This window comes from Streptomyces sp. NBC_01255, assembly GCF_036226445.1.
GTDB lineage: Bacteria > Actinomycetota > Actinomycetes > Streptomycetales > Streptomycetaceae > Streptomyces.
Genome location: NZ_CP108474.1, coordinates 2,960,443 through 2,985,864, shown reverse-complemented (window position 1 = coordinate 2,985,864; position 25,422 = coordinate 2,960,443). Strand labels below are relative to the sequence as shown.

Genomic DNA, 25,422 nt, shown 5'->3' with positions numbered 1-25,422 from the left:
GAGACCGAAGACCATGACCCCTCACTCCCAAGGACCGGCCGGTCGGCACGTAGGGGCCGCGCGATGAGGGTGCTACTGCTCGGAGCCAATGGCTTCATCGGCCGTTTCGTCGCCGACCGGCTGCTCGCCGACCCGGCCGTCCACCTCACCGCCCTCGGCCGCGGCGACGACGCCGACGTGCGTTTCGACCTCGCCTCCGGCAGCCCGGGCGCGCTGACCCGCTTCCTCGACGCCGTCCACCCCGGGGTCGTCGTCAACTGCGCGGGCGCCACCCGCGGCGGCGCCCGCGAACTGACCCGGCACAACACCATCGCCGTCGCCACCGTCTGCGAGGCCCTGCGCCGCAGCGGCTGTGGCGCCCGGCTCGTGCAGGTCGGCTGCGCCTCGGAGTACGGGCCCAGCCAGCCCGGCTCCTCCACGGCCGAGGACGCCGTACCCCGCCCCGGCGGCCCGTACGGGGTGTCCAAGCTGGCCGCGACCGAACTCGTCCTCGGCTCAGGCCTCGACGCCGTCGTCCTGCGGGTGTTCTCGCCCGTCGGCCCCGGCACCCCCGCCGGCTCCCCGCTCGGCCGCCTCGCCGAGGCGATGCGCCGCGCGATGCAGGCCGGGGACGGCGAGCTCAAGCTCAGCGGACTCGGCGTGCAGCGGGACTTCGTCGACGTACGGGACGTGGCCAGGGCCGTCCACGCGGCCTCGCTCTCCGCCGCCCAGGGCGTCGTCAACATCGGCACCGGCCGCGCGGTCCGGCTCCGCGACGCCGCCGCCGTGCTCGCCCGGGTCGCCGGCTACACCGGCAACCTCCACGAGCTGGACGCCCCGCACGGCATGCCGCAGCGCCCGATGATCGGCGCGCCCCGCACCGAGGGGACCATCGCCGACCAGCTGGCCGCCGCCCCCTACCCGTACCCCGACGGCTGCGGCCCCTGGCAGCAGGCAGACGTCCGCACCGCCCGCGACCGGCTCGGCTGGCGGCCCCAGATCAACCTGGAGGAGTCCCTCGCCGACATCTGGATGGAGGCGGCGTGTCGCATCTGACGACGCCCACCGCCACGGGCGCGGTCCAGGCGCTGGGGGTGGGCGTCCCCGGCTACGCCCACCCGCTGCTCGCCCCCGTCGAGTGGGCCGAGCTGACCCGCCCCGGGACCCCGCTGCACTGGGCCGTGCTCAACGTCGCGGACGGCCCGGGGAGCCGTCCCGACCCGCACTGCCTGGAGGCCGCCGGGAAGCTCCGTAACGCCGGGGTCCGGGTCCTCGGACACCTGGACCTCGCCTACGGCTCCCGGCCCTTCGGGGAGCTGGTCTCGGACGCCCACCGCTTCCTCGACTGGTACAAGGTGGACGGCTTCTACCTGGATCGCGCCCCCTCCGACCGGGCCGATCTGCCCGGGACGCGGCGGCTCACGGCGACCCTGGAGGCCGTCCTCGGCGGCGAGGCGCACCTCGTCCTCGGCCACGGCACCCACCCCCATCCGGGGTACGCGGAGACCGCCGACCAGCTGGTCACGTTCTCCGGTGCCTGGACGGACTACCGCTGGTCACAGGTGGCGGAGTGGACCGCCGACTACGCGGAGGCGAAGTTCGTCCACCTCGTCCACGGGGTCCCGCGCACCCACCTCGACGAGGCGCTGCGGGTCGCCCGCTGGCAGGGGGCCGGGACGATCTTCTTCACCGACCGGCCAGGGGGTCGGGAACAAAGCACGCCATTTCACTCGCTGCCCGGCTACTGGGACGAAATCGTCTCGCGGATCGGACCGGGTGTCTCGGAATGAGGAGGGGCGTGGCAGTGTTACGGGGAGAACAACCGTACTGACATACCGACAACCGGAGTCCCCGTGTCGCTGCCACCCCTGGTCGAGCCGGCTGCCGAGCTCACCGTAGACGAGGTCCGCAGGTACTCCCGCCACCTGATCATCCCGGACGTCGGGATGGACGGGCAGAAGCGGCTGAAGAACGCCAAGGTGCTGTGTGTCGGCGCCGGCGGTCTCGGCTCGCCGGCGCTGATGTACCTGGCCGCCGCCGGCGTGGGCACGCTCGGCATCGTGGAGTTCGACGAGGTCGACGAGTCGAACCTCCAGCGCCAGATCATCCACAGCCAGGCCGACATCGGCCGTTCCAAGGCCGCCTCGGCACGCGACAGCGTGCTCGGCATCAACCCGTACGTGAACGTGATCCTTCACGAGGAGCGGCTCGAGGCCGACAACGTGATGGAGATCTTCGGCCAGTACGACCTGATCGTCGACGGCACGGACAACTTCGCCACGCGCTACCTGGTGAACGACGCCTGCGTGCTGCTGAACAAGCCGTACGTCTGGGGTTCGATCTACCGCTTCGACGGCCAGGCCTCGGTCTTCTGGTCCGAGTACGGCCCGTGCTACCGCTGCCTCTACCCGGAGCCCCCGCCGCCGGGCATGGTCCCGTCCTGCGCCGAGGGCGGCGTCCTGGGCGTGCTGTGCGCGTCCATCGGCTCCATCCAGGTCACCGAGGCCATCAAGGTGCTCGCCGGCGTGGGCGACCCGCTGGTCGGCCGCCTGATGATCTACGACGCCCTGGAGATGCAGTACCGCCAGGTCAAGGTCCGCAAGGACCCCGACTGCGCGGTCTGCGGCGAGAACCCCACCGTCACCGAGCTCATCGACTACGAGGCCTTCTGCGGCGTCGTGTCCGAGGAGGCCCAGGAGGCGGCGCTCGGCTCGACGATCACTCCCAAGCAGCTCAAGGAGTGGATCGACGAGGGCGAGAACATCGACATCATCGATGTCCGCGAGGTCAACGAGTACGAGATCGTCTCGATCCCCGGCGCGCGCCTGATCCCCAAGGGCGAGTTCCTGATGGGCACCGCCCTCCAGGACCTCCCGCAGGACAAGCGGATCGTCCTGCACTGCAAGACGGGTGTCCGCAGTGCGGAAGTCCTCGCGGTGCTCAAGGCCGCGGGCTTCGCCGACGCGGTGCACGTCGGCGGCGGCGTGATCGGCTGGGTCCACCAGATCGAGCCCGAGAAGCCGGTCTACTAGACCGTACGGAGAGGGCCCGGACCTCGTCACGAGGTCCGGGCCCTTTCCCGTGCTCACCCGCAGGTCGTGCCGTACGCCGGGACCGTGCCCTTCAGGAAGTAGGCGTCGACCTTCTTCGTCACGCACGGCGAGGTGCCGTAGGCGCCGTGGCCCTCGCCCTTGTTCGTGACCAGGACACCGACGCCGTCCCCGAGCTCCTTCGCCATCTTCTCCGCGCCCTCGTACGGGGTCGCCGGGTCGCCGGTCGTGCCGACGACGAGGATCGGGGCCGCGCCCGGGGCGCTCGCCTCCGGGGTCGTCCGCTCGCCCTTCACCGGCCAGTTCGCGCACCAGCCGGCCGTGTCCCAGGCGAGGAACGCCCCGAAGACGGGGGAGAGCCCGCGGAACTCGGGGATCAGCGCCTTCGCCCGCGCGGCGGTCGGGCGCTCGCTGGAGTCGGCGCAGGAGATCGCCCGCTGGGAGTGCGACTGGGTCGCGTAGTGGCCCTTCTCGTCACGGTCGTTGTAGGCGTCGGCGAGTGCGAGGAGAGCGGCGCCGCGGCCCTGTTCGGCGTCGGCCAGGGCCCGGGTGAGCAGGGGCCAGTTCGCCTGCCCGTACAGCGTGATCGCGATGCCCGTGAGCGCGAGGCCCTCGGTCAGCCGGCGGTCGCCGACGGTCAGCGGTTCGCGGTCCAGCTTCCGCAGCAGGCGGGCGATCCGCTCCGACCCGGCCTTCGGGTCCTCGCCGGTGCTCTTCAGGTAGTTGTCCAGGGCCCGCTGGAAGCCGATCGTCTGGTGGCGGGCGTGTCCGGTGGTGTCGGCGGTCGGGTCGACGACCGCGTCGAGGACGAGCCGTCCCACGTTCGCCGGGAAGAGGTGGGCGTACGTGCCGCCGAGCTGCGTCCCGTACGACATGCCGAAGTAGTGGAGCTTGTCGTCCCCGAGGACCTGCCGGGCCAGGTCCAGGTCGCGGGCGGTGGCGGTGGTCGTGGTGTGCGGGAGGACCGTGCCGGAGCGGCGGGCGCAGCCGGCGCCGAAGGCGGTGTTGTCCTCGATGTACGCGGCCTCCTCGGCGGCCGTGTCCGGGGTGAGGTCCACCGAGGCCTCGGCGGCGGCCTGTTCGGCGTCGTCCCGGCAGACCACACCGGCGCTGCCGCCCACGCCCCTCGGATCGAAGCCGACGAGGTCGTAGCGCTCGCCCAGCTTCGCGTACTCCTGGGCAGCCTGCGGCAGGATCTCGACACCGGAGGCGCCCGGGCCGCCGAAGTTGAAGAGGAGCGAGCCGATCCGGCCGCGCTTGTCGCCGGCCTCCTTGCGGATCAGCGCGACGGGGGTCGTGGCGCCTTCGGGCTTCGCGTGGTCGAGCGGGACCTCGACCGTCGCGCAGCGCCATTCGGCGCCGGGCCGCTGCCCGTTCTCCGGGGCCTCGCAGCGCTTCCAGTCGAGGCGCTGGCCGGTGAGGGAGGCGGGGAGCGCGGGGGTCGCGGCGGGCTCCGAGGCCTTGGCGTCGGTGGTCGGCCGCGGCGTCGGGGTGGTGGCGGACGGGGCCGCCGTCGTGGTCCCGCCGCTCCCGTCGTTCCCGCCGCTCGAACAGCCCGCGACGAGCAGCCCGGTCACGGCAAGCACCGTCATGCGTACACGTATGGACATGTGTTCCCCCAGGATCCCGGCAAGGCGGCCATCCTAGAGGTGCGTCACATGGAGGCGCGTCACTTGCAGACGGTCCCGGAGGCCGGCAGCTTGCCGTCCAGGAGGTACGCGTCCACGGCCTTCTTCACGCACGCGTTGCCGCTGTTGTAGGCGCCGTGGCCCTCGCCCTCGTACGTCACCTCGATGCCGACGCCCTTGCCGAGCGCGTTCACCATCGCGCGCGTGCCCTCGTACGGCGTGGCCGGGTCCCCGGTGGTGCCGACGACCAGGATCGGGTCCGCACCGGACGCGGAGACGTCCGGGTGCTCCCAGGCGCCCGGCACCGGCCACTGCGAGCAGTTCGCGAGGGCCCAACCCATGAAGTCGCCGAAGACGGGGGAGGCCTCGCGGAACTCGCCGAGCCGCTCCTTCGCCTGGCCGAGGGTGTAGCGCTCCTTGAAGTCCACGCAGTTGATGGCGGCGTTGGCGGCCTGGATGTTGCTGTAGGTGCCGTTCTGGCCGCGTCCGTTCAGCGAGTCGGAGAGCGAGAGGAGCAGTGCGCCGTCGCCGCCGTCGGCCGCGTCGAGCCCCTGCTCCAGATAGGGCCAGTACTCCTTGGAGTACAGGGACTGCGCGATGCCGTTGGTGGCCTGCGTCTGGGTCAGCTCGCGGTCGCCGATGCCCGGGATCGGCTTCGCGTCGAGCTCGGCCAGGAGGTCGGTGATGAAGGACTCGACCTCGGCGACGCTCGTACCGGGCAGGGTGCACTCGTCGCCGCGGTCCACGCAGTCCTGGGCGAAGTTGTCGAGGGCGAGCTGGAAGCCCTTCGCCTGGGCGAGAGCTCCTTCCTCGACGCCCGCGTCGGGGTCGACGACGGCGTCCAGGACGGCCCGGCCCACGTTCTCCGGGAAGAGGTGGGCGTAGACGCCGCCGAGTTCCGTGCCGTACGAGATGCCGAAGTAGTGGAGCTTGTCGTCGCCGAGGACCTGGCGCATCAGGTCCATGTCCCGGGCGGCGTTCTCGGTGCCGACGTGCGGCAGGGCCGGTCCCGCCTCCCTCTCGCACCCGGCCGCGTACGTCTTCTGCGCGTCCGACAGGGTCCGCTCCTCGGCCGCGTCGTCGGGCGTGAAGTCCAGGGCGTAGTACGCGTCGAGCTCCTTGTCGGTGGCGCACTCGACGGGTTCGCTGCGGCCCACCCCGCGCGGGTCGAAGGAGACGAGGTCGTAGCGGGAGCGGAGGGACTCGTACTCGTTGGCGAAGCCCGGCAGGCCGGTGATGCCGGAGCCGCCGGGCCCGCCGAAGTTGAAGATCAGTGAGCCGATGCGGGCGTCGGCGTCGCGGGCCTTGGCCCGGATGAGGGCCAGCTCGATGGTCTCGCCGGCCGGTGCCGACCAGTCCAGCGGTGCCTGGAGGAACGAGCACTCCCAGGCGGTGCCGCCGGGGAGCGGCGAGGGCGCGGTCCCGCCGCCCTCGGCCGCGGACGGCGGCGGGCAGGGGGCCCAGACCAGTTTCTGCTCCGTCAGCGCCGAGAGTCCGGCCGATCCGGTCGGCTTCGTCGTGTCGGTCCCGTCGTCCGACCCGTCCGAGCACCCGGCGGCGAGCAGCACGGTCGTGGCGGTGATCAGGGCGGCGCGCTGGGCGGCGGAGATCGGCATAGGCCCATGGTGGGCCGCCGTCCGGGCCTCCGCGCGGGGCGGAGGGCCGGACGGGTGGCAGGCCTCCTCGCTACAGCGCTTCGCGTTTCGTCAGCCAGTTGAAGCAGATCCAGCCGGGGAGCACCGGGATCCACAGGGTCAGCAGGCGGTACAGCAGCACCGCCGGCGTGGCGACCTCCAGGGGCAGGCCGACCGCCACCAGACCGAAGGTGAGCGCGCCCTCGACCGCGCCGACACCGCCCGGGGTCGGCGCCGCCGAACCGAGCGCGTTGCCCGCGAGGAAGACGACGGCCACGCTCGCGTAGCTGACCGTGTGGTTGCCGTGGCCGAAGGCCCGGATCGAGGCGTCCAGGCAGAACACGAACGCGCCGGTCAGGAGCAGCATCCCGCCGATGCCGGTCAGCAGCTTCATCGGCCGCTGGAGCACGTCCAGCATGCGCGGCACCACACCCGCGAAGAGCGAGCGCAGCCGCGTCGACACGAACTTGCGCATGAACGGGATGGCGGTCACCACCAGGACCAGCACCGCGACCGTCAGCAGACCGGCGATGACCGTCCTCGACGGGCTGAACGACTGCGTCTTCTCCGTCCCCGTCAGATAGCCGAAGAGGAGCAGGAGCAGGATGTGCGCCCCGAGCCCGAAGAGCTGCGAGGCGCCGACGCTCGCCACCGCGAGCCCGGGCCGGACGCCCGCGCGCTGGAGGAAACGGGTGTTCAGGGCGACACCGCCGACCGCCGCGGGGGCGACGATCTTCACGAACGAGCCGGCGACCTGCGCCACCACCGTCCGCCAGAACCCGACCCGCTCCGGCACGAAGCCGAGCAGGCTCATCGCCGCCGCCAGGTAGCTGAGCGCCGAGAACAGGACCGCCGCCGCCACCCACCGCCAGTCCGCCTCGCTGACCGTCGACAGCGGCGTACGGGCGATCTGCGACAGCAGGAAGTACGCGGCGACCGCGCCCGCGATCATGCTGATCAGCGTCCGCGGCTTGATCCGCTCGAGGCGGACCGGTTCCACCGGCGCCTGCGGACGGATCAGCAGGACCTGCTGCCGGATCTGGGCCAGCAGGTCCTCCTCGCGGGCCTCGTCGAGCGCCGTGTCCAGGGCCCGCTTCTCGGCCTTCCTGTCCGCCTTCTTCTCGGCCTTCGTCTCGGACCGTACGACGGTCTTGTCCGCCGTCCTGTCCGCCGTCTTGTCCGCCGCGGCCTCCGCCTTCGCCAGCTCCCGCTCGCGCTTGGCCGCCTCGGAGCCCGCGAGCACGGCCTCGCGCTCGCGCTGCGACCGCTCCCGCGCCAGTCTCCGCAGCGTCGCGCGCGTGGAGCGGCTCAGCGCGATCGGCTGGAGCAGCGGCATGCAGTTCGCGACGCTGTCAGGACCGAGGACCTCCACGGCCGCGGCGACCGCCCGCTCCGCCCCGACCCGCAGGCCGAGGGTGGTGAGCAGCTGCGCGATGTCCATCCGCAGGATCAGGTCCCCGGCCGCGATCTCGCCCCCGCGCAGGTCGGTCAGGACCACCCTGCCGGAACGATCCACCAGAATCGCGTCGCCCGCGAGCCTGCGGTGGGCGATCCGGCGGGACTGGAGCGCCCGCACCTGCCGCCAGGCGCCCCGTACCAGCTCGTCGGTGATCTCGTGGTCGTCGAGCGAGTCCAGGCTCCGGCCGCCGATGTGCTCGTACACGAGCATGACGGCGTCCGGGCCGAGCTCCGAGGTGGCGATCAGCTTCGGCGCGTTCGCCCCGGCGGCGATGGCAGCGTAGGCGAGGAGGGCCTCCTGCTCCAGAGCCTGCCGCAGCGAGACGATCGACCGGCGGGTGGTGATCGTCCGCAGCGTGATCCGCCGCCACATCCGGTAGAAGAAGCCGTGGGCCTGCTGCTCGCGGTCGACGACGGTGACGTCGAGCGGCGCCCCCTCCTCCAGGGTCACGATGTACCGGCGGCCCCTGTCGCCGATGTCCGACGCGTCCGGCACGCCCTCGGCGCGCAGCGCCGTCACGGGGCGGAAGCCGACGCGGCGCAGGCCGGCGAGGAGGGTCTGGCCGGTGGGCCGGACGTTCGGGGAGCCGACGGCGTACAGCGTGCCGTAGGCCACGGTCCAGCCGATCAGCACGGTCAGGATGATCGAGAGCGCCGTGGTGTAGCCGGCCACCAGCATCGTGAACGCGTCGAGCAGCAGCACCGCCCACAGCGCCACCCGCCAGCGAGGTCTTCGGGCCATGCCGACGGCGGTCATGTACGCGATGACCGGGGCGAGGTAGTTGTGCACCGGGTCGGTGAGCCCGCCGCCGGACTGCGGCTGGGTGAGCGCGTCCTGGATGGTGCCGGGCGCCGCCTGGGCGACCCAGAGATCGGTGGCGAGGGTGACGCCGTGCGCGAGGACGGCGGCGAGGACGCCGTCGGCGATGCGCAGTCCGTCCCGTTTGATCAGGCGCTCGATGGCGAAGGCGACCGGGACCAGCAGGACGGCGATGGAGGAGACGAGACCGGCGATCTTGACGAAGACGTCGGGGGCGCCGCCCGCCCCCTTGTTGATGTCCTCTTCGAGGCCCGACGTCGTGGCGTGCGCGAAGGCGGCGACGGCGATGACGAGGCCGATGGCGAGGAGACCGGCGAGCAGCCGCATCAGGTCGGAGGGCCGGTGGACGCGGGCCGCGAGCAGGGGCTCGTCCCCGGAGACCCGTTCGGGCAGGCCGGCCTCGCCCTCCTCGGGAGGCTGCGTGTCCTGCCCCATCACCATGTCCGTCTCTGCATGCGCGTCGTGTCGTTCCCGGTCTTGCTCTTGTTCTCGTTCTTGTTCTTGTATTTGTCGCTCTTGATCTCGTATCACCAGTCACCGCCCGGACGATGGTGGCACGAAGAGCCGCCGCGTGGAGGCATCAGGGCCATGTCGGTGGGGTGAGGCAGGATGAGACGGATGAGCCTGGAGGAACCCGTGGGGGACACCGGAGAACTGCCCGAGTACGCGGAGCGGGTGCTCGACGTCGCCGACGGGATCCCGCCCGGCCGCGTGATGACCTATGGCGACGTGGCCGAATGGCTGGGCGAGGGAGGGCCGCGTCAGGTCGGCCGCGTGATGGCCCTGTACGGCGGGACGGCGCCGTGGTGGCGCGTGGTCCGCGCGGACGGGACGCTGCTCCCCGGGCACGAGCTGCGGGCCCTCGGCCACTACCGCGAGGAGGGCACCCCGCTGCGCGAGGCGGGCCCGGCGGCCGAGGGACACGTACCGCGGATCGACATGCGGCGGGCCCGCTGGGACGGAACTCACACCTGAGACCGGAGCCCCGGGGGGTACGGGCCGCGCGGGCCCGGTGGAGCGGACGCGGCACGGCGTACGGCGCCGGCGCCGGTACGGGGTACGGCTCGGGATCCGCGACGGAGTACGGCTCGGCGGCGGTCCGTTTCGCGTAACGTCGACGTTCGCGTCTTCCGCGGCGACGGCCGCCGCGCATGGGCGCCTCACCCGCACCACCACATCCCCCAGGACCGGCGAACCACGTGAGCTCCTCCTCCACCACCCGGCACACGCCGCACCAGGGACAGCCGTACCCGGGTCCGGGCCGGCAGCGGACCCCGGGCGCGTACCGACTGGTGCGTACCGCGCCGGCCCCGCTGGATCCCCCTCAGCTGGACGCAGCCCAGCGGGAAGTGGTTGACCACACCGGCGGACCGCTCCTCGTCCTCGCCGGACCCGGCACCGGAAAGACGACGACGCTGGTCGAGGCCGTCGCGGCCCGGATGGAACGGGGCGCCGACCCCGAACGGCTCCTCGTCCTCACCTTCAGCCGCAAGGCCGCCGTCGAACTCCGCGACCGGATGGCCACCCGGCTCGGCGGTCGCCGCCCGCCGCAGGCGACGACCTTCCACTCGTACTGCTACGCCCTGATCCGCGCCCACCAGGACGCCGAGCTCTTCGCCGAACCGCTGCGGCTGCTCTCGGGACCCGAGCAGGACCTCGCCGTGCGCGAGCTGCTCGCCGGCCAGATCGACCTGGAGAAGGCCGGCCTCGGGCGGGTCGGCTGGCCCGACGAACTGCGCGCCTGCCTCACCACCCGCGGCTTCGCCGACGAGGTGCGGGCCGTCCTCGCGCGCTCGCGCGAGCTGGGCCTCGGACCGGACGCGCTCGCCCGCTTCGCCGAGCGCGTCGGCCGCCCGGACTGGAAGGCGGCGGCCGGCTTCCTCGCCGAGTACCTCGACGTCCTCGACCTCCAGGGCGTCCTCGACTACACGGAACTCGTCCACCGGGCGGTGCTGCTCGCCGGGAGCGTCACGCTGCCCGCGTACGACGCGGTGTACGTCGACGAGTACCAGGACACCGACCCGGCGCAGGTCCGGCTCCTGCACGCCCTCACGGGCGGCGGGCGGAGCACGGTCGTCGCCTTCGGCGACCCGGACCAGTCCATCTACGCCTTCCGGGGCGCCGACGTGAACGGCATCCTCGACTTCCCGGCCGCATTCGGCGGCAACGACGTGCGCGTCCTGCGCACCTCCCGCCGCGCGGGCGCGGAGCTCCTCGGGGCGACCCGGCTCCTCACCCAGCGGATGCCGCTGACCCGCCTCCCCGCCGCCAAGGTCCGGGCGCACCGCGAGCTCGCGGCGGCGCGGGACGGGGGCCGGGCGGAGGCGTACACGTACCCCACGGCCTCGGCGGAGGCCGAGAACATCGCCGACCTGCTGCGCCGGGCGCACCTGGAGGACGGCGTCCCCTGGCAGGACATGGCCGTCCTCACCCGCGCCGCCGCGGCGCTCCCGTCCCTCCGCCGGGCGCTCACCTCGGCGGGCGTCCCGGTCGAGACGGACGCCGCGGACACCCCCCTCCGCCACGAACCCGCCGTCGCCCCACTGCTGCTCGCGCTGCGCGCGGTGGCGAGGCCGGGCGGCCCGCCCCCGCAGGCCCTGGTCGCGGGCGAGCCCGCGCCTACGCCGGACCCGGTTGCGGGCATGCGCCCCGCCGGGGCTGGAGGTACCTCCCAGGCGGAGCTCTGGGGGAGGGTGGGCACAACCCACGACGGCGCCGCACCGGCGGCGCACCTTTCGGACCTTTCCCCCGACGGCCCCGCGGCCGCGGAGGAGGCTGCCGGGCCGGCCGACACCGCCGGCTGGCTCACCGTCGAGACCGCGCTCGAACTGCTCGCCTCCCCCCTCGCAGGGGTGGACCCGGCCGACCTGAGGCGCCTGGGCCGCGCCCTCCGCGACGAGGAGCGAGCCGGCGGGAACAAGCTCCCGCCCCCCTCCGACGTCCTCCTCGCCCGCGCGCTCGCCGAGCCCGAGCGCCTCGTCGCCCACGACCCCTCGTACGCCCGCGGCGCCCGCCGCCTCGGCGAGCTCCTCCGCGAGACCCGCACCCTCCTCGGCGCCGGCGGCACCGCCGAGGAAGCCCTCTGGGTCCTCTGGAACGGCACCCCCTGGCCGGGGCGCCTGGAGCGCGCCGCCCTGCGCGGCGGGCCCGCCGGGCGGAACGCCGACCGGGACCTCGACGCCGTGTGCGCCCTCTTCGAGACCGCCGCCCGCGCCGAGGAGCGCGTCGGCGGCCGCGGTGTCCTCAACTTCCTCGAAGAGCTCGACGCCCAGGACATCGCCGCCGACACCCTCACCCGCCGCCACACCCGCCCCGACGCCGTCCGCCTCATGACCGCCCACCGTTCCAAGGGCCTCGAATGGGGATTCGTCGTCGTCGCCGGCGTCCAGGAAGGCCTCTGGCCGGACCTGCGCCGCCGCGGCTCCCTCCTCGAAGCCGACCGCATCGGCCGCGACGGCCTCGCCGAGCCCCTCACCCCGGGCGCCCTCCTCGCCGAGGAGCGCCGCCTGTTCTACGTGGCCGCCACCCGCGCCCGCGACCGCCTCGTCGTCACCGCCGTGAAGGCACCGGCGGAGGACGGCGACCAGCCCTCCCGTTTCCTCACCGAGTTCGGCGTCGAGCCGACGGAGGTGCCCGGCCGCCCCCGCCGCCCCCTCGCCGTCTCCGCCCTGGTCGCCGAGCTCCGGGCGACGACCGTCGACCCGGCCGCCTCGCCCGAGCTCCGCGACGCCGCCGCCCACCGCCTCGCCTCCCTCGCCGCGCTCGCCGACGAGGACGGCCAGCCGCTGGTGCCCGCCGCGCACCCGGACCGCTGGTGGGGCCTGTTCGAGCCGACGCACAGCACGGTGCCGCTGCGCGACCGCGACCTGCCCGTCGCCCTCTCGCCGAGCGCCCTGGAGAACCTCGCCACCACCTGCTCCCTCCAGTGGTTCCTGGGCCGCGAGGTCAAGGCCGCGGCCCCCGCCACCGCCGCCCAGGGCTTCGGCAACGTCGTGCACGTCCTCGCCGACGAGGTCGCCTCCGGCCGCACCCCGGCCGACCTCGACGTCCTCATGGCCCGCCTGGACTCCGTCTGGGACGCCCTCGCCTTCGACGCCCCCTGGAAGTCGGCCCAGGAGAAGGCCCACGCGCGCGTGGCGCTCGAACGCTTCCTGCAGTGGCATGTCATGGACCGCGGCGGCCGCACCCCCGCCGCCTCCGAGCACGGCTTCGACGTGACCCTGGAGGCGGGGGAGTACGAGGTCCGCATCCGCGGCTCCATGGACCGCGTCGAGACCGACGAGCACGGCCGCGCGTACGTCGTCGACTTCAAGACCGGCAAGGCGGCCCCCACCCGGGACGAGGTCGCCCACCACCCACAGCTCGCCGTCTACCAGCTCGCGGTCCGGGAGGGAGCCCTCGACGAGGTCTTCGACGGGCAACGGCCGGAGCCGGGCGGCGCCGAACTCGTACAGCTGCGGCAGGCCGCCCCGAAGAAGGAGGGCGGCGACGCCCTGCCGAAGGTCCAGGCCCAGGAACCCCTGGAAGGGGAGTGGGTCGGCGACCTGCTCGCCACCGCCGCCGGCCGGGTCCTCGACGAGCGCTTCACCCCCACCACCGGCCAGCACTGCGCGAACTGCGCCTTCCGCGCCTCGTGCAGCGCCCAGCCGGAGGGCCGCCAGATCGTCGAGTGACGAGTCGAGCGACACGCTGTGCGGAGCATCACGTTCCGTTTCGTACATCCTTTGTTCGCTTTCGCACGTCACTCTTCACGGCGTCCCGCATAAGGGCGCTGTGAAGACAAGCTGTGAAAAACGCTGAGGAGTACGTGGATGAAGGCCAATCGGAAGCTCTGGGTTGCGGCGACGGTCTGTGTGGCCGTGGTCGCGGGTGTCACGGGCTGTTCCCAGGGCGACGACAAGGCCGCCGACCCCTTCGCGGGACTCACGGCCGACGCCATCGCCGACAAGGCGGTCGCGACCACGAAGGCGGCCACCTCCTTCCACATGAACGGCAAGGGCAAGACCGACGGCCAGGAGATGACGGTCGACTTCTCCGTCGACGACAAGGGCTCCTGCAAGGGGTCGATGCAGGCGGGCGGCAAGGGCGGCAAGGCCGAGATGATCGGCACCGGCGGCGTCAGCTACATGAAGGGCGACGACGCCTTCTGGAGCTCCACCGCCGGCGATGAGGGCGGCTCGGCGGAGGAGGCCGGCGCCATGGCCACGCTGCTCAAGGGCCGCTGGATGAAGATGCCTGCCGGGGACGAAGGCCCCGACGCCTTCTGTGACCTCAAGACCATCGTCAAGGACATGGACGAGGACACCCCGCGCAAGGGCCTGACCCGCGGCGCCGACGCCGACGTCGACGGCACGCCCGCCGCCACCCTCACGAAGAAGGGCGCGAAGGACGAGACCACGACCTTCTACGTGGCCAAGGACTCCGCCAAGCCGTACATCCTCCGTGTCGTGGAGGCCGGCGGCAAGGAGCCCGGCACGGTCACCTTCACCGAGTACGACAAGCCGGTCACCGTCACCGCGCCCCCGGCCGACGAGGTCGTCGACATGGCGGAGCTCGCCGGCGCCTCCTGACCCACCCGCCCCATCCGCCCCACCCGCCGCGCCCGGTCGCGGGCACGCGCGTGTGGGGCGACCCTGGTGGACAAGGGTCGGGGGACTCGGGGAATCCGCGAGGAGGCTCGCATGGCGTCCCACCGAAAGCTTCGCGCCGCGGCCGTCGTCTGCGCCGCCGCCCTCGTGGGTCCCGCGCCGGCGGCGGCCTGGGCGGCGCCGGCACCGGCAGCGGTGGCCCCGGCGGCGGTCCAGGCCCCGGCGGCGGTCCGGGCCCCGGCCCCGACGCCGTCCCCCGACCCCTTCGCGGACCTCACCCCCGACGAGATCGCCGAGCGGGCGGTCACCGCCACCCAGTCCGCGACCTCGCTCCGCATGAAGGGCCGGGTCGCCGCCGACGGGCAGCCGCTCGACATCGACTTCGCCGTCAACGACCGCGACGAATGCACCGGCGTGATGAAGATCGACGGCGGCACCGCCGAACTGCGCCGCGTCGACGACATCACGTACATGAAGGGCGACGAGGCCTTCTGGCGCGTCTCCATGGCCTCCCAGGGAATGCCCGAGCCACAGATCGACGCCACGATCGAGCTCGTCAAGGGCCGCTGGCTGAAGATCGCCCCGGGACAGGCGGGCAGCGACGACCTCGGCGGCGTCTGCGACCTGAAGGGGCTCCTCGCCGACCTCGACAAGGACAAGGCGGAGCGCAGCGGTCTGGTGCGCGGGCCTGACGGCGAGGTGGACGACACCCCCGTCGCGACGCTGGTGAAGAAGAAGACCGGCGGCGAGACGTCCACCGTCTCCGTCTCCCGGGAGGGCAAGCCCTACATCCTCAAGATGGTCAAGACGGGCGGTGACGAACCCGGCTCCGTGATGCTCTCCGACTACGACAAGCCGGTCGACGTGGTCGTCCCGCCCGCCGACGAGACGGTGGACCTGTCGAAGCTGGACCCCGGCCAGCCCGCCTGAGCCGCTCGCGGGAGGCCCTGGTGAGAGGCGGGCCGGGCCGCACTGTCAGTCGGTCGCGTTAGCCTCTTTGAGGTGACCGCACACCTCACCGACCCCGAGCAGCTCAAGGAGCTCCTCGGCATCCCGTTCACCCCGGAGCAGACGGCCTGCATCACCGCGCCGCTCGCCCCGCAGGTCGTCGTGGCCGGAGCCGGCTCCGGCAAGACGACGGTGATGGCCGCCCGCGTGGTCTGGCTGGTCGGGACGGGGCAGGTCGCCCCCGAGCAGGTCCTCGGTCTCACCTTCACCAACAAGGCCGCGGGCGAGCTCGCCGAGCGCGTCCGCACCGCCCTCGTCCGCGCCGGCGTCACCGACCCCGACGTCATCGACCCGGACGATCCCCCCGGCGAGCCCCGCATCTCCACGTACCACGCTTTCGCCGGGCAGCTCCTCACCGACCACGGCCTCCGCATCGGCCTGGAGCCCACCGCCCGGCTCCTCGCCGACGCCACCCGTTACCAGCTCGCCGCGCGCGTGCTGCGCGAGGCCCCCGGCCCGTACCCGGCGCTGACCAAGTCGTTCCCGACCCTGATCACCGACCTGCTCGCCCTCGACGGCGAGCTCGCCGAGCACCTCGTACGGCCCCGGGACCTCACGGCGTACGACTCCGAGCTCCTCACCGCCCTCGCCGGCGCCAAGCTCAGCAACGCCGAGCTGCGCAAGATCCCCGAGGCCACGGCCGCCCGCCGCGAGCTGCTCGACCTCGTCGTCCGCTACCGCGCCGCGAAGCGCTCCCGCGATCTGCTCGACTTCGGCGACCAGATCGCCCTCTCCGCCGAACTGGCCACCACCCGCCCCGAGGTCGGGGGCCTGCTGCGCGAGGAGTTCCGGGTCGTCCTGCTCGACGAGTACCAGGACACCTCCGTCGCCCAGCGGCTGCTGCTCTCCGGTCTCTTCGGCCAGGGCACCGGACACGCGGTGACCGCCGTCGGCGACCCCTGCCAGGCCATCTACGGCTGGCGCGGCGCCTCCGTCGCCAACCTGGACGACTTCCCCGAGCACTTCCCGGGCGCCGACGGCAGCCCCGCGAGCCGCTACTCCCTCTCCGAGAACCGGCGCAGCGGCGGCCGCCTCCTGGACCTCGCCAACCGACTCGCCGCCCCCCTGCGGGCCATGCACGCGGGCGTGGAGGCGCTGCGCCCCGCCCCGGGCGCGGAGAAGGACGGCAGCGTCCGCATCGCCCTGCTGCCCACCCACGCCGAGGAGATCGACTGGCTCGCCGACTCCCTCGCCCACCTCGTCCGCACCGGCCGCGAGCCCGGCGAGATCGCCGTCCTGTGCCGGACCGCCACCGACTTCCCCGCGATCCACGCCGCCCTCGTCGCCCGTGACGTGCCCGTCGAGGTCGTCGGCCTCTCCGGCCTCCTCCACCTGCCCGAGATCGCCGACCTCGTCGCCGTCTGCGAGGTCCTCCAGGACCCGGGGGCCAACGCCTCCCTCGTCCGCCTCCTCACCGGCCCCCGCTGGCGGATCGGCCCCCGCGACCTGGCCCTCCTCGGCCGCCGCGCCCGCCTCCTCGTCCACCGGGGCGGCGACGACCCCGACCCCGAGCAGCGGCTCGCCGCCGCCGTCGAGGGCGTCGACCCGGCGGAGGTGATCTCGCTCGCCGACGCGCTCGACACCTTCCTGGACTCCGGCGGCGCCACCGACGACGGACTGCCCTTCTCCACCGAGGCCAGGGTCCGCTTCGCGCGCCTCGCCGCCGAGCTGCGTTCCCTGCGCACCTCGCTCGCCGACCCGCTCATGGACGTGCTGCACCGGATCCTCGGCGCGACCGGCCTGGAGGTCGAGCTCTCGGCCTCCCCGCACGCGCTGGCCGCCCGCCGCCGCGAGACCCTCTCGAACTTCCTGGACATCGCCGCGGGATTCGCCTCCCTCGACGGCGAGGCGAGCCTGCTCGCCTTCCTCGGCTTCCTCCGCACGGCCGTCCAGTTCGAGAAGGGCCTCGACAACGCCCTCCCGGGCGGCGAGAACACGGTGAAGGTCCTCACCGCCCACAAGTCCAAGGGCCTGGAGTGGGACGTCGTCGCCGTCCCCGGCCTGGTCGCCGGAGCGTTCCCGAGCGCCCGCGCCCGCGAGGCGTGGACGTCCCAGCCCCAGGTGCTCCCGCACGCCCTGCGCGGCGACGCGGACACGCTGCCGGGGATCGACACCTGGGACGCGAAGTCCCTCACGTCGTTCAAGAACGCCATGCGCGACCACCAGCACACGGAGGAGCTCCGCCTCGGCTACGTCACCTTCACGCGCCCCCGCTCCCTCCTCCTCGGCTCGGCCCACTGGTGGGGCCCGTCCCAGAAGAAGCCCCGCGGCCCCTCGGACTTCCTCCAGGCCCTCTACGACCACTGCGAGGCCGGCCACGGCGACATCGAGTCCTGGGCGGAAACCCCGGAACCCGACGCGGAGAACCCGTCCCTGACGGAGAACACGAAGGACGAGGCCTGGCCGCTCCCGCTGGACGCGGAGGCGCTGACGCGGCGCCGCGCTGCGGCGGAGGCCGTGAGGACCAGGCTGTGGGCATACGTTCCGCCGAGCTGGGGGCACCTCCCAGGCGAAGCTCTGGGGGAGGGTGGGCACAACCCCCCCAGCGCAGCGCCCGACCGCTTGGACCCCGCCCCCGAGGACCTCTGGTCCGACGACGAGGAACCCGTCTGGGACGAGGAAACCCTCCCCGAGGACACCCACGCGGACGCGGTACCCGCACCGAGGCAGCCCGAGGCCCCGCCCTCGGAGCCGTACACGGAACTCACCCCCGAGGACGCCAGGACCATCGCCTCCTGGGACCGCGATCTCACCGCCCTCACCACCGAACTCCGCCGCGCCCGCGCCACCACCCGCGACGTCCTCCTCCCCCCGTACCTCTCCGCCTCCCAGGTGCTCCGCCTCGCCGCCGACCCCGACGGCTTCGCGCAGGACCTGGCCCGCCCCATGCCCAAGCCGCCGCAGCCCGCGGCCCGCCGGGGCACCCGCTTCCACGCGTGGGTGGAGTCCCGCTTCGAGGAGCTGCCGCTGCCGTTCCTCGGCCCCGAGGACCTGCCCGGCGGCGAGGACTTCGCGGGGGAGCCCGAGATCCTCGACGAGCGGGACCTCGACGACCTCAAGGAGGCCTTCGCCCGCACGCCGTACGCCCACCGCTCCCCGTACCGCGTCGAGGTCCCCGTCCACCTCACCCTCGCGGGCCGGGTCGTCCGGGGCCGGATCGACGCCGTCTACCGGGACCCGGACACCGGCGCGTACGAGATCGTCGACTGGAAGACCAGCCACCACCGCACCGCCGACCCCCTCCAGCTCGCGATCTACCGGCTCGCCTGGGCCGAGCAGCACGACCTCGCGCCCGACGAGGTCACGGCCGCCTTCGTCTACGTCCGTACCGGCGAGGTCGCCCGCCCCGCCCGCCTGCCCGGCCGGGCCGAGCTGGAGGCCATCCTGCTGGGCGGGGCACCCTCCGGCGCCGGATAGGCTCGGAGGCATGAGCGAGACCCCGGACAGCGCCGTCCACGCCGTGCGTACGTACATCGAGCAGCACCGCGCCGCCTTCCTCGGCGACCTGGCCGAGTGGCTGCGCATCCCCTCCGTGTCGGCGCAGCCGGACCGCGCAGGGGACGTCCGGCGCAGCGCCGAATGGCTCGCCGCGAAGCTCACGGAGACCGGCTTCGCCACGGTCGAGGTGTGGGAGACGGACGGCGCCCCGGCGGTCTTCGCCGAGTGGCCCTCCGGGGACCCGGACGCCCCGACGGTCCTCGTCTACGGCCACCACGACGTGCAGCCCGCGGCCCGGGAGGACGGCTGGCACACGGAGCCCTTCGAGCCGACCGTGATCGACGGCCGGATGTACGCGCGGGGCGCCGCCGACGACAAGGGCCAGGTGTTCTTCCACACACTCGGGGTCCGCGCCCACCTCGCCGCCACCGGCCGCACCGCCCCCGCCGTCAACCTGAAGCTGATCGTGGAGGGCGAGGAGGAGTCGGGCTCGCCGCACTTCCGCGAGCTCGTCGAGACCCACGCCGAGCGGCTCGCCGCCGACGCCGTGATCGTCTCCGACACCGGCATGTGGTCCGAGACGACCCCCACCGTGTGCACCGGGATGCGCGGGGTCGCCGACTGCGAGATCGAGCTGTACGGCCCCGACCAGGACATCCACTCCGGCTCCTTCGGCGGCGCCGTACCGAACCCGGCCACCGCCGCCGGCCGGATCGTCGCCGCGCTGCACGACGAGACCGAGCGCGTCGCGATCCCCGGGTTCTACGAGGGCGTCACCGAACTCTCCGACGCCGAGCGCGCCCTGGTCGCCGAGCTCCCCTTCGACGAGGCGGCCTGGCTGCGTACGGCCAAGTCCCACGGCACGCACGGCGAGGCCGGCTTCTCCACCCTGGAGCGGGTCTGGGCCCGCCCCACCGCCGAGGTCAACGGCATCGGCGGCGGCTACCAGGGCCCCGGCGGCAAGACGATCGTCCCCGCGTCCGCCCAGCTCAAGCTGTCGTTCCGGCTCGTCGCCGGCCAGGACCCGGCCAAGATCGAGCTCGCCGTCCGGGACTGGCTCGCCGGGCTCGTCCCCGCCGGCATCCGGTACGAGATCGTCTTCGGCGCCCCGACCCGCCCCTGCCTCACTCCCCTCGACCACCCCGCCCTCAAGGCGGTGGCCGGGGCCATGAGCAGGGCCTTCGACGGCGCCAAGGTCCGCTACACCCGCGAGGGCGGTTCCGGGCCGGCCGCCGACCTCCAGGACGTCCTGGAGGCACCCGTGCTGTTCCTGGGCATCTCCGTCCCGTCCGACGGCTGGCACGCCCCGAACGAGAAGATCGAGCTCGACCTCCTCATGAAGGGCGTCGAGACCACGGCTCACCTGTGGGGCGACCTGCCCGCCGCCCTCGGGCCCGTCCGACCCTGATCCGCAGGACAGGCCCACGCCACCGCGCGCTGAACCCACACACCGATCCGGGGGAGCTGGAAGCACCTGTGAGCACCTTGAAGCACGCGTCAACGGACCGACCGGACCGCCCGATCTCGCTCACCGCACCGAGCGGCATCGACCGGGCCGCACACCACCGCCTCGACGAGGCGTGGCTGGCGGCCGCCTGGAGCCACCCCACGACCCGCGTCTTCGTGGTCTCCGGGGGGCAGGTGCTGATCGACGACCGGCCCGACGGCACCACCGAGCTCGTCATGACCCCGGCCTTCGAGGCACCCGTCACCGAGACCCACCGCTACTTCCTGGGCACGGACGCCGACGGGGTGTCCTACTTCGCGCTCCAGAAGGACTCCCTGCCCGGTCGCATGGACCAGTCCGCCCGGCCCGCGGGGCTGCGCGAGGCCGGGCTGCTGCTCTCCGACCGCGACGCGGGCCTCATGGTGCACGCCGTGGCCCTGGAGAACTGGCAGCGCCTCCACCGCTTCTGCTCGCGCTGCGGCGACCGCACCGTCATCGCCGCCGCCGGGCACATCCGGCGCTGCCAGGCATGCGGCGCCGAGCACTACCCGCGTACCGACCCGGCGGTCATCATGCTGGTCACGGACGACCAGGACCGGGCCCTGCTGGGCCGCCAGGTGCACTGGCCGGAGGGCCGCTTCTCGACCCTCGCGGGCTTCGTCGAGCCCGGCGAGTCCATCGAGCAGTCGGTGGCCCGCGAGGTCTTCGAGGAGGCCGGTGTCACGGTCGGCGAGGTCGAGTACATCGCCAGCCAGCCCTGGCCCTTCCCGTCCAGCCTCATGCTGGGCTTCTTCGCCCGCGCCACCTCCTCGGAGATAAACGTGGACGGCGAGGAGATCCACGAGGCCCGCTGGTTCTCCCGCGAGGACCTCGCGGCCGGCTTCGAGTCCGGCGAGGTGCTGCCCCCGTACGGCATCTCGATCGCCTCCCGCCTGATCGAGCTCTGGTACGGCAAGCCGCTCCCGAAGCCGGGCGACGTGGTCTGAGAAAGACGTCGTCCGGGACGGACGTCGTCCGGGAAGGACGTCGTCCGGGAAACACGGAACCCCGACCGGAGGCCTTCCCGGTCGGGGTTCGTGAGCTGCGGGGCGGGGTCAGGCGCCGAGCGCCTGCTTCACCTGCGCGAGGCTGGGGTTCGTCATGACGACCTCGTCGCCGCCGGCGACGGGAACGATGCGGACGGTCGGGACGGTCTGGTTGCCCCCGTTGGCCTTCTCGACGTACGCCGCCGACTCCGGGTCCTGCTCGATGTTGATCTCCGAGTACGCGATGCCCTCGCGGTCCATCTGGCTCTTCAGCCGACGGCAGTAGCCGCACCACGTGGTGCTGTACATCGTCACAGTGCCCTGCATGGCCTGGCGCTCCTCTTGTTCGCTGACGGGTGCCGAGAAGAAGAACGTACGCCCCCGCCGTCCCATTCCCGACATTCGTGTGACAGGCATTCGTATGACCGACGCCTCCCGCCTGTGGACAAGCCGCCGCACCGAGCTCGCCGGACCTGGCAGCATGGACAGGTGACAGCAGCAACGCACTCCACTCTCTTCCCGCAGGTCCCGGAGACGGCCGACGCGGTGCTCGACGGGCTCGACCCCGAGCAGCGCGAGGTCGCACGGGCCCTGAGCGGCCCGGTGTGCGTGCTGGCGGGAGCCGGCACGGGCAAGACGCGCGCCATCACCCACCGGATCGCATACGGGGTGCGGGCGGGGATACTCCAGCCCGCCAGTGTGCTGGCCGTCACGTTCACCAACCGCGCAGCCGGCGAGATGCGCGGCCGGCTCCGGGAGCTCGGGGCGGGCGGAGTCCAGGCCCGCACGTTCCACTCCGCGGCCCTCCGTCAGCTCCAGTTCTTCTGGCCGAAGGCCGTCGGCGGCGACATGCCCCGGCTCCTGGACCGGAAGATCCAGCTCGTCGCCGACGCCGCGGCCCGCTGCCGCATCCGGCTCGACCGGAACGAGCTGCGCGACGTCACGGGCGAGATCGAATGGGCCAAGGTCACCCAGACGGTCCCCGCCGACTATCCGGCCGCGGTCGCCAAGTCCGTCAGGGACGCCCCGCGCGATCCGGCCGAGATCAGTCAGATCTACGCGCTGTACGAGCAGCTCAAGCGCGACCGCTCGGTGATCGACTTCGAGGACGTGCTGCTGCTCACCGTCGGCATCCTCCAGGACCGGCACGACATCGCCGAGCAGATCCGCCGCCAGTACCAGCACTTCGTCGTGGACGAGTACCAGGACGTCTCCCCGCTCCAGCAGCGCCTGCTCGACCTGTGGCTCGGCGACCGCGACAACCTCTGCGTGGTCGGCGACGCCAGCCAGACCATCTACTCGTTCACCGGCGCCACCCCCGACCACCTGCTGAACTTCCGCAACCGTCACCCGAACGCCACGGTGGTCAAGCTCGTCCGCGACTACCGCTCCACCCCGCAGGTCGTCCACCTCGCCAACGGCCTGCTGAGCCAGGCCCGCGGCCGGGCCGCCGAGCACCGCCTGGAGCTGATCTCCCAGCGCGACCCGGGCCCCGAGCCCGCCTACACGGAGTACGCCGACGAACCGGCCGAGGCCGAGGGCACCGCCCGCCGCATCCGGGACCTGATCGCCGCCGGCGTCCCGGCCGGCGAGATCGCCGTCCTCTACCGGATCAACGCCCAGTCCGAGGTCTACGAGCAGGCCCTCGCCGACGCCGGAGTGCCCTACCAGCTCCGCGGCGCCGAGCGCTTCTTCGAGCGCCAGGAGGTACGGGAAGCCGGCATCGCCCTGCGCGGCGCGGCCCGCGCCGGTGGCAACGACTCCCTCCTCGACGACGCCGAGGACCTGCCCTCGCAGGTCAGGGCCGTCCTCTCCACCAAGGGCTGGACCACCAAGCCGCCCTCCGGCTCCGGCGCGGTCCGCGACCGCTGGGAGTCGCTCGCCGCTCTCGTCCGGCTCGCCGAGGACTTCGCCCGCGCCAAGTCCGGCGCCACCCTCTCCGACCTGGTCGCCGAGCTCGACGAGCGGGCCGCCGCCCAGCACGCGCCGACCGTCCAGGGCGTCACCCTCGCCTCGCTGCACGCGGCCAAGGGCCTCGAATGGGACGCCGTGTTCCTGGTCGGCCTCACCGAGGGCATGATGCCCATCACGTACGCCAAGACCGACGAGCAGGTCGAGGAGGAGCGCCGCCTGCTGTACGTCGGCGTCACCCGGGCCCGCCTCCACCTCTCGCTCTCCTGGGCGCTGTCCCGCGCCCCGGGTGGCCGCGCCTCCCGGCGCCCCACCCGCTTCCTCAAGGGGCTGCGACCCGGCTCCGGCTCCCTCGGCTCCGCCACCGTCGCCGGGGCCGGAGGCATCGAGCGGGGCATCACCGCCGGCCGGCGCAAGCCGCGCGGCCCCGTCCTGTGCCGGGTCTGCGGGGCGACGCTCACCGAGGCCGGTGCCATGAAGCTCATGCGCTGCGAGGACTGCCCCTCGGACATGGACGAGGGGCTCTACGAGCGGCTCCGCGACTGGCGCGCCGAGCAGGCGAAGGAGCTGGCCCAGCCCGCCTACTGCGTCTTCACCGACAAGACGCTCATGGCCATCGCCGAACGCGTCCCGACCACCGACGGCGAGCTCTCCTCGATCTCCGGCGTCGGCATCCGCAAGCTCGACCGCTTCGGAGCCGACGTCCTGGCCATCTGCGCAGGTGGGGAGGGAAGGACGGGGGAGGACGAAGTCTCGTGAAAACTCGTCGCGAAAATAGTTTGCGCCTGCCCCGTCAAGCGCCATAGGTTCTTAACCACGGACACAGCGGCTTCTTAGAAGCCCTGTCTTCGTGCTGTACTTGTCCAAATACATACGAGGGTCAGGGCTCGCGCCCGAGCCCTCCGAGACGCCGAGAGGAGGCGATTACCCGTGATCAGCAACATCAAGCCCAGCACCGTCGGCTTCGTCAGCACCGCCAAAATGACCGATCGCGCGATCGTCTCCGCCTGCTCGCTCGGCCTCTCCGGCGCTGCGTTCCTTGGCAGCGGTCTGCCTGTCACCGGTCTGTCCGGTCTCGGCGTGGCCGCCATCGAGCGCAATGAGCGACCGACCAAGGCACTGGAAGCAGCAGTAGCAGGCAAGGCCACGGCCTATGCCTTCGCCGCGACCGGTGCCGGAATCCAGCAGCGGCAGACGACGACGCACCACCACATGATGTGGGCCTTCCGTGGGCTCGAACCCTGGAGTGATCCAGTCTGATCCATGATCGGACCGGCGCCTTCAGGGCCGCGGAACCCCACCCGGGATCCGCGGCCCTTCTGTTTGTCCCCGAACGGGGATGACGGAGCGAAGGGGCCTCGGGCAGAAACACCCGGTACCAGCCGAAACCCCGGCCAAACAGGCCGGAACGACCAGACGAGGAAAGACCACCGTGCAACTCGAAGCGCACGCCCCGTCCGTACCGCCTTCCGATTCGATCCCCCTGCCCGGCTCCACGGAGGACCCCACTTTGACCCCCCTCACCGCGCTCACCGCGCTCGACGACGCCATCGAGAACCTCGGCGTCCCCGTCCCCTGTCGCGCCTACGACCCCGAGGTCTTCTTCGCGGAGTCCCCGGCCGACGTCGAGTACGCGAAGTCCCTCTGCCGGACCTGCCCGCTCATGGCCGCCTGTCTCGCCGGCGCCCAGGAGCGCCGCGAGCCCTGGGGTGTCTGGGGTGGCGAGCTCTTCGTCCAGGGCGTGGTCGTCGCCCGGAAGCGGCCCCGTGGCCGTCCGCGCAAGAACCCGGTCGCGGCATGAGCGCCACCGGAACCATCGACCGCCCTTACACGCACGATCCCCAGAAGCAGGCCCCGATGATCTCTTCCGCCATCGAGCCCATCGGCTCCGCGACCCCCGACTTCTCCACCACCGCCGCGCACACCGCGCGTCAGAACAGGATCCGCGAAATGCAACTCATCCCAGAAGCCTTGGCTCGTGCCCATATGCACGAGCTGCAGCGTGAGGCCGAGGCGGAACGTCAGGCCCTGCGCCTGGTCGCCGCCCGGCGCATGCAGCGCCGCGCCGAGCGCGTCTCGCTGCGCGCCCGCCGCGCGCTGGCCATGGCCGTCATGAACTAAGGGGTTTCCACCCCGCGCCCTCAGGGGCGCGCCCGCGGGGGCCGGTCCGAACGGACCGGCCCCCGCGGTGCGTTGCCCGGGCCGAGGCGCCTTCGCCGGGCTATCGTCACGAGGGTGAACGACGCCCGTACTCCCGAGGCACCCCTCGCCTGCGCGCGCTGCGGCAAGACCACCGACACCCTTCCGCTGACCTGGACGTGTTCGGTGGAGAACGGCCGGCGCGAGTACTTCTGCGAGGACTGCGCCCGCGCCAACATCCGCGCGATCGAGGGCCGGCTCGACTCCGCCTGGTGGTGACCGGCCCTCTCGGCCGGC

The 25,422-nt window shown here is 73.0% G+C and carries 19 protein-coding genes; 15 read left to right on the top strand and 4 right to left on the bottom strand.

The features are described from left to right. The first annotated feature begins 63 nt into the window (after positions 1–63). From OG357_RS13015 to moeZ, 3 genes are all read left to right on the top strand, one after another. Positions 64–1,035: an NAD-dependent epimerase/dehydratase family protein gene (locus OG357_RS13015; RefSeq protein ID WP_329621288.1), complete on the top strand. Its 972-nt coding sequence runs from the start codon at positions 64–66 to the stop codon at positions 1,033–1,035. Further along, positions 1,023–1,769 (top strand): spherulation-specific family 4 protein, encoded by a 747-nt coding sequence (locus OG357_RS13010; protein ID WP_329621287.1) that lies wholly within the window; start codon positions 1,023–1,025, stop codon positions 1,767–1,769. Before OG357_RS13015 ends, OG357_RS13010 begins: the two co-directional genes overlap by 13 nt. Before the next feature lie 63 nt (positions 1,770–1,832). Then, positions 1,833–3,011 (top strand): adenylyltransferase/sulfurtransferase MoeZ, encoded by a 1,179-nt coding sequence (gene moeZ, locus OG357_RS13005; RefSeq protein ID WP_329621286.1) that lies wholly within the window; start codon positions 1,833–1,835, stop codon positions 3,009–3,011. Positions 3,012–3,064: 53 nt separating this feature from the next. On the opposite strand, the gene OG357_RS13000 is transcribed toward moeZ, so the two are convergent. From OG357_RS13000 to OG357_RS12990, 3 genes are all read right to left on the bottom strand, one after another. Continuing rightward, a complete protein-coding gene (locus OG357_RS13000; protein ID WP_329621285.1) occupies positions 3,065–4,639 on the bottom strand; it encodes an alpha/beta hydrolase in 1,575 nt (524 codons plus the stop codon). A 59-nt stretch (positions 4,640–4,698) separates the two neighbouring features. Further along, positions 4,699–6,273 carry an alpha/beta hydrolase gene (locus OG357_RS12995; protein ID WP_329621284.1) on the bottom strand — a complete coding sequence of 525 codons (1,575 nt, stop codon included), beginning with the start codon at positions 6,271–6,273 and terminating at the stop codon, positions 4,699–4,701. Between the two features lie 70 nt (positions 6,274–6,343). Further along, positions 6,344–9,010, bottom strand: coding sequence for a lysylphosphatidylglycerol synthase domain-containing protein (locus OG357_RS12990; RefSeq protein WP_443066674.1), 2,667 nt, complete (start codon positions 9,008–9,010; stop codon positions 6,344–6,346). Between the two features lie 168 nt (positions 9,011–9,178). Between OG357_RS12990 and OG357_RS12985 the strand changes: the two genes are divergently transcribed. The 7 genes from OG357_RS12985 to nudC all read left to right on the top strand — a co-directional run bounded on the left by OG357_RS12985 (position 9,179) and on the right by nudC (position 21,036). Continuing rightward, on the top strand, positions 9,179–9,544 hold the full coding sequence (locus tag OG357_RS12985; RefSeq protein ID WP_317598911.1) for an MGMT family protein: 366 nt from the start codon (positions 9,179–9,181) through the stop codon (positions 9,542–9,544). A gap of 224 nt (positions 9,545–9,768) precedes the next feature. Beyond that, complete coding sequence (locus tag OG357_RS12980) at positions 9,769–13,242, top strand: ATP-dependent helicase (protein WP_329621282.1); 3,474 nt, start codon at positions 9,769–9,771, stop codon at positions 13,240–13,242. A gap of 138 nt (positions 13,243–13,380) precedes the next feature. Beyond that, complete coding sequence (locus OG357_RS12975) at positions 13,381–14,139, top strand: hypothetical protein (protein ID WP_329621281.1); 759 nt, start codon at positions 13,381–13,383, stop codon at positions 14,137–14,139. A 111-nt stretch (positions 14,140–14,250) separates the two neighbouring features. Next, positions 14,251–15,087: a hypothetical protein gene (locus OG357_RS12970; RefSeq protein ID WP_329621280.1), complete on the top strand. Its 837-nt coding sequence runs from the start codon at positions 14,251–14,253 to the stop codon at positions 15,085–15,087. A gap of 72 nt (positions 15,088–15,159) precedes the next feature. After that, positions 15,160–18,582, top strand: coding sequence for an ATP-dependent DNA helicase (locus OG357_RS12965; RefSeq protein ID WP_329621279.1), 3,423 nt, complete (start codon positions 15,160–15,162; stop codon positions 18,580–18,582). A gap of 10 nt (positions 18,583–18,592) precedes the next feature. Then, positions 18,593–20,011, top strand: coding sequence for a dipeptidase (locus OG357_RS12960; protein WP_329621278.1), 1,419 nt, complete (start codon positions 18,593–18,595; stop codon positions 20,009–20,011). A 68-nt stretch (positions 20,012–20,079) separates the two neighbouring features. After that, a complete protein-coding gene (gene nudC / locus OG357_RS12955; protein ID WP_329621277.1) occupies positions 20,080–21,036 on the top strand; it encodes an NAD(+) diphosphatase in 957 nt (318 codons plus the stop codon). 108 nt (positions 21,037–21,144) lie between these two features. Here the strand turns inward: nudC and OG357_RS12950 are convergent, their stop codons facing one another. Next, on the bottom strand, positions 21,145–21,402 hold the full coding sequence (locus tag OG357_RS12950) for a mycoredoxin (RefSeq protein WP_317598921.1): 258 nt from the start codon (positions 21,400–21,402) through the stop codon (positions 21,145–21,147). A gap of 162 nt (positions 21,403–21,564) precedes the next feature. On the opposite strand from OG357_RS12950, the gene OG357_RS12945 reads away from it, so the two are divergent. The 5 genes from OG357_RS12945 to OG357_RS12925 all read left to right on the top strand — a co-directional run bounded on the left by OG357_RS12945 (position 21,565) and on the right by OG357_RS12925 (position 25,404). Next, positions 21,565–23,745, top strand: coding sequence for an ATP-dependent DNA helicase UvrD2 (locus OG357_RS12945; protein WP_329621276.1), 2,181 nt, complete (start codon positions 21,565–21,567; stop codon positions 23,743–23,745). Positions 23,746–23,916: 171 nt separating this feature from the next. Then, positions 23,917–24,246, top strand: a complete 330-nt coding sequence (locus OG357_RS12940) for a hypothetical protein (protein ID WP_443066673.1) — start codon at positions 23,917–23,919, stop codon at positions 24,244–24,246. A 172-nt stretch (positions 24,247–24,418) separates the two neighbouring features. After that, positions 24,419–24,787, top strand: a complete 369-nt coding sequence (locus tag OG357_RS12935; protein ID WP_317598925.1) for a WhiB family transcriptional regulator — start codon at positions 24,419–24,421, stop codon at positions 24,785–24,787. Beyond that, positions 24,784–25,107, top strand: coding sequence for a hypothetical protein (locus OG357_RS12930; RefSeq protein WP_329621275.1), 324 nt, complete (start codon positions 24,784–24,786; stop codon positions 25,105–25,107). Before OG357_RS12935 ends, OG357_RS12930 begins: the two co-directional genes overlap by 4 nt. 114 nt (positions 25,108–25,221) lie before the next feature. Continuing rightward, entirely contained in the window at positions 25,222–25,404 is a 183-nt protein-coding gene (locus OG357_RS12925) for a hypothetical protein (RefSeq protein ID WP_024758716.1), read from the top strand. Positions 25,405–25,422 lie beyond the last annotated feature (18 nt).